Raw genomic sequence first — 4,716 nt, forward strand, 5'->3', positions numbered from 1 at the left:
GACCTGGCTGTCGTCCGGCTTGCGCACGGTGGAGAAGTTCAGGCCGATCGACTGGCTCGAGGACAGGTGCTCCCACGAGCGGCGCACGCGCTTCATGCCGTCGGGGTCCACCGGCTGGGTGTAGTTGGCGGTGGGGTCCAGCGGCGGCTGGCGGGTGAAGGCCCACACGTTCAGGCCCTTGGCGATCTCTTCGGCGGAGCCGGCGCCGTAGCGCAGCTCGGCGAAGCAGACGTCCTTGTTGGAGCCCTGCGGGAACAGGATGATCTGGTAGTTCTTCTGGCCGCCCAGGGGCTTGGCCCAGGTCTGGTCGCGGCGGTTCTGACGGAAGCCGTTGGCCTTGGCCAGGTCGTCCAGCTTCTGGCCGCGGACGGCGGGGACGCAGACGTTGTCCAGCGCCGCGATCACCTCGGCGGCGTCGCCGGTGGTGGGCAGCGGCGGCGGGGCCGGGGGCGCTTCGGCCGGCGCGGCCGCAGGCGGCGCGGGCTGGAGGGCTGCGGGGGCCTCCGTCGTGGTCGGCGCGGGAGCCGCGGGCTGGGCCGCCGGTTCCTGGGCCTGGGCCGCGCCGGCGAGGCCGGCGGCGAGGATGAGGCTGACGAAGGCTGTACGCATGGACGTTCCCCTGACTTTTCAACGCGGCATCAAACTCAAGCCCGGCGCCGGAGGCAAGGCCCCACGGCGCCGGCTTTGCGTCGGACGATCACGTGCCCGTTAGGCGGCCTCGACCGCGTGCTCGGCGAGCACGGTCAGGCCGTCCGGCGTGACGTCCGCGAAACCGCCGCGGATGTCGTACACCTTCACCTGGCCATTGTTGTGCACGCGCAGCTGGCCTTCCTTCAGCGCCGTCATGAACGGCGCGTGGTTGGCAAGCACGCCGAAGTCGCCCTCGGCGCCCGGCGCGTCCACCTGGTCCACGAGGCCCGAGAACAGCTCGCGCTCCGGGGAGACCAGGGAGAAGTGGAGCTTCTCGGCCATGGTCGCTTAGGCTTCCGACGCCAGCTGCTCGGCCTTGCGGACGGCGTCCTCGATCGTGCCGACGTTGAAGAAGGCCGGCTCGGGGAGGTGGTCGTATTCGCCGTCCACCAGCGCCTTGAAGGAGCGGATGGTGTCCTCGAGCGGGACCAGCACGCCGGGCGTGTTGGTGAACTGCTCGGCCACGTGGAAGGGCTGCGACAGGAAGCGCTGGATCTTCCGCGCCCGGGCGACGATCAGCTTGTCCTCTTCGGACAGTTCATCCATGCCGAGGATGGCGATGATGTCCTTGAGCTGCTTGTAGGTCTGCAGGGTCTCCTGCACGCGGCGGGCGACCATGTAGTGCTCTTCACCGATCACCAGCGGGTCCATGATCCGCGAGGTGGAGTCGAGCGGGTCGACGGCCGGGAAGATGCCCTGGGCGGCGATGTCGCGCGACAGCACGGTGGTGGCGTCCAGGTGGGCGAACGAGGTGGCCGGGGCCGGGTCGGTCAGGTCGTCGGCGGGCACGTAGATGGCCTGAACCGAGGTGATCGAGCCCTTGGAGGTGGAGGTGATCCGCTCCTGCAGGTTGCCCATCTCGGTGGCCAGCGTCGGCTGGTAGCCCACGGCCGAGGGGATGCGGCCCAGCAGAGCCGACACTTCCGAACCCGCCTGGGTGAAGCGGAAGATGTTGTCGATGAACAGCAGCACGTCCTTGCCCTCGACGTCGCGGAAGTACTCCGCCTGGGCGAGGCCGGTCAGGGCGACGCGGGCGCGGGCGCCCGGGGGTTCGTTCATCTGGCCGTAGACGAGGGCGCACTTGGAGCCTTCGGTGGAGCCGTTGTTCTCCCGCGGGTCCACGTTCACGTTGGACTCGATCATCTCGTGGTAGAGGTCGTTCCCTTCACGGGTCCGCTCGCCCACGCCCGCCAGCACGGAGTAGCCGCCGTACGCCTTGGCGATGTTGTTGATCAGCTCCTGCATGGTCACGGTCTTGCCGACGCCGGCGCCGCCGAACAGGCCGATCTTGCCGCCCTTGGTGTAGGGGCAGAGCAGGTCGATGACCTTGATCCCGGTGACCAGCACTTCGGCCGAGGTGGACTGCTCGGCGAAGGACGGGGCCTCGCGGTGGATCGCCGAGGTGTTGGTCAGGTCGATCGGGCCGGCCTCGTCGATCGGCTCGCCGATGACGTTCATGATCCGGCCGAGCGTGCCCGGGCCGACCGGCACGGTGATCGGCTTGCCGGTGTCGCGCACCGGCTGGCCGCGGGTCAGGCCCTCGGTGGTGTCCATGGCGATGGCGCGCACGGTGTTCTCGCCCAGGTGCTGGGCGACCTCGAGCACCAGGCGGAACGGCTCGCCCGTACGCTGGTCGGTGTTGGTGGTCTCCAGGGCGTTCAGGATCGCCGGCAGGTGGCCGTCGAACTCGACGTCGACGACGGCGCCGATGATCTGCACCAGCTTGCCGGTGGCCACGCCCGTGGCGGCGGGGGCCTGCGGCGCGGCGGCCTTCTTGGCGGGAGCGCGGGGTCGCTTGGCGGGGGCTTCAGACATGTCTGGGCTCTCTTGGTTCTAGATCGCTTCGGCGCCGGAGATGATCTCGATCAGCTCCTTGGTGATCTGCGCCTGGCGTGCACGGTTCATCTGCAGGGTGAGGCTGGCGATCATGTCGCCGGCGTTGCGGGTGGCGTTGTCCATCGCCGTCATCTGGGCGGCGAAGAAGCCTGCCTGGTTCTCCAGCATGGCGGAGAAGATCTGGGTTGTGATGTTGCGCGGCAGCAGGTCGGCGAGGATCGTGGCCTCGTCCGGCTCGTACTCGTAGGCCGCGCCCTTCAGGTCGATCGTCGGCCCGCCCTCGACGACTTCCGCCGGGATCAGCTGCCGGGCCGTCGGCGTCTGGGTGACCACCGACTTGAACTGGCTGAAGAACAGGGTGACGACGTCGATGTCGCCGGCCTCGAACATCTCCTGGATGCGGGCCGAGACCTCCTCGGCGACGGCGAGCGACGGATTGCCGCCGACCTCGAAGCTCGCCACCAGGCGCGAGGCGTGCAGACGGCGGAGCTGGTCGCGGGCCTTGCGGCCGACGGTCATCACCTTGACGTCCTTGCCCTCGCCCAGGAGGGCGTCGATGCGCTGGCGCGCGGCGCGGACGATGGAGGAGTTGAAGCCCCCGGCCAGGCCGCGGTCCGAGGTGGCGATGACCACCAGGTGCCGTTGCGTGGCGCCGGTGCCGACCAGCAGCTTCGGGGCGCCGTCGCCGGACACGCCCGCCGCCAGGTTGGCGATCACCGCGGCCATGCGCTCGGCATAGGGCCGGGCGCTCTGGGCGGAGTTCTGGGCGCGACGCAGCTTCGCCGCAGCGACCATTTGCATCGCCTTGGTGATCTTCTGGGTGGATTTCACCGCAGAGATCCGGGTCCGCATTTCCTTGACGGTGGCCATCGCCGGTTACTCGCTCCTGGGGCTCGGCGACTTAGGCGAAGCTGTCGGCGAAGGCGGCCAGGACGGCCTTCAGATCGTCTTCGACGTTCTTCAGGTCCTTCTCGACGCGGATCTTGTCCAGCATCGCCTGGTGCTTGCTGTGCAGGTGGCTGAGCAGCTCGCGCTCGAAGCGCCCGACCTGGCTGGTGGGGATCTTGTCGAGGTAGCCGCGGGTGCCGGCGTAGATCACCGCCACCTGCTCCTCCACCGCCAGCGGCGAGTACTGCGGCTGCTTCAGGAGCTCGGTCAGGCGCTCGCCGCGGGCCAGCATGCGCTGGGTGGCCACGTCGAGGTCGGAGCCGAACTTCGCGAAGGCGGCCATTTCCCGGTACTGGGCGAGCTCGCCCTTGATCGGGCCGGACGCGGTCTTCATCGCCTTGATCTGGGCCGAGGAGCCCACGCGCGACACGGAGATGCCGACGTTCACCGCCGGGCGGATGCCCTGGAAGAACAGGTCGGTCTCGAGGAAGATCTGTCCGTCGGTGATCGAGATCACGTTGGTCGGGATGTAGGCCGACACGTCGTTGGCCTGGGTCTCGATCAGCGGCAGGGCGGTCAGCGAGCCCGAGCCGTTGTCGGCGTTGAGCTTGGCGGCCCGCTCCAGCAGGCGGGAGTGCAGGTAGAAGACGTCGCCCGGATAGGCTTCGCGGCCCGGCGGACGGCGCAGCAGCAGCGACATCTGGCGGTAGGCGACGGCCTGCTTGGACAGGTCGTCATAGATGATGACGGCGTGCATGCCGTTGTCGCGGAACCACTCGCCCATGGCGCAGCCGGCGAACGGCGCCAGGAACTGCAGCGGGGCGGGCTCGGACGCCGTGGCCGAGACCACGATGGTGTAGTCCAGCGCGCCGCGCTCCTCGAGCGTCTTGACGATCTGGGCGACCGTGGAGCGCTTCTGGCCGATGGCGACGTAGATGCAATAGAGCTTGGCGCTCTCGTCGGTCCCGGCGTTGATCTGCTTCTGGTTCAGGATGGTGTCGATGGCGACGGCCGTCTTGCCCGTCTGACGGTCGCCGATGATCAGCTCGCGCTGGCCGCGGCCCACCGGGATCAGGGTGTCGATGGCCTTCAGGCCGGTCTGCACCGGCTCGTGCACCGACTTCCGCGGAATGATGCCCGGAGCCTTCACGTCCACGCGGCGGCGCTCGGCCACGTTCTGGATCGGGCCCTTGCCGTCGATCGGCTCGCCCAGCGGGTTGACGACCCGGCCCAGCAGGCCCTTGCCGACCGGCACGTCCACGATCTCGCCCAGGCGGCGGACTTCGTCGCCTTCCTTGATGG

The 4,716-nt window shown here is 69.1% G+C and carries 5 protein-coding genes; all 5 read right to left on the bottom strand.

From position 1 onward, the window contains the following. The coding region (locus tag V7Z97_RS19355) for a hypothetical protein (RefSeq protein ID WP_334165112.1) at nt 1-609 on the bottom strand (609 nt) is incomplete at its 3' end. A 99-nt stretch (nt 610-708) separates the two neighbouring features. Beyond that, nucleotides 709-972, bottom strand: a complete 264-nt coding sequence (locus V7Z97_RS19360; RefSeq protein ID WP_334165113.1) for an ATP synthase F1 subunit epsilon — start codon at nt 970-972, stop codon at nt 709-711. A gap of 6 nt (nt 973-978) precedes the next feature. Beyond that, nucleotides 979-2,505, bottom strand: a complete 1,527-nt coding sequence (gene atpD / locus V7Z97_RS19365; RefSeq protein WP_442958055.1) for a F0F1 ATP synthase subunit beta — start codon at nt 2,503-2,505, stop codon at nt 979-981. 18 nt (nt 2,506-2,523) lie between these two features. Further along, nucleotides 2,524-3,396 carry a F0F1 ATP synthase subunit gamma gene (locus V7Z97_RS19370; RefSeq protein WP_334165115.1) on the bottom strand — a complete coding sequence of 291 codons (873 nt, stop codon included), beginning with the start codon at nt 3,394-3,396 and terminating at the stop codon, nt 2,524-2,526. 31 nt (nt 3,397-3,427) lie between these two features. Then, the coding region (atpA, locus tag V7Z97_RS19375) for a F0F1 ATP synthase subunit alpha (RefSeq protein WP_334165118.1) at nt 3,428-4,716 on the bottom strand (1,289 nt) is incomplete at its 5' end.

Source organism: Phenylobacterium sp., from assembly GCF_036821595.1.
GTDB lineage: Bacteria > Pseudomonadota > Alphaproteobacteria > Caulobacterales > Caulobacteraceae > Phenylobacterium.

Excerpts from the sequence above, each read along its gene's own strand:
- V7Z97_RS19370 (WP_334165115.1), bottom strand. The coding sequence starts at position 3,396 with ATGGCCACCGTCAAGGAAATGCGGACCCGGATCTCTGCGGTGAAATCC.
- atpD (WP_442958055.1), bottom strand. The coding sequence starts at position 2,505 with ATGTCTGAAGCCCCCGCCAAGCGACCCCGCGCTCCCGCCAAGAAGGCC.
- V7Z97_RS19360 (WP_334165113.1), bottom strand. The coding sequence starts at position 972 with ATGGCCGAGAAGCTCCACTTCTCCCTGGTCTCCCCGGAGCGCGAGCTG.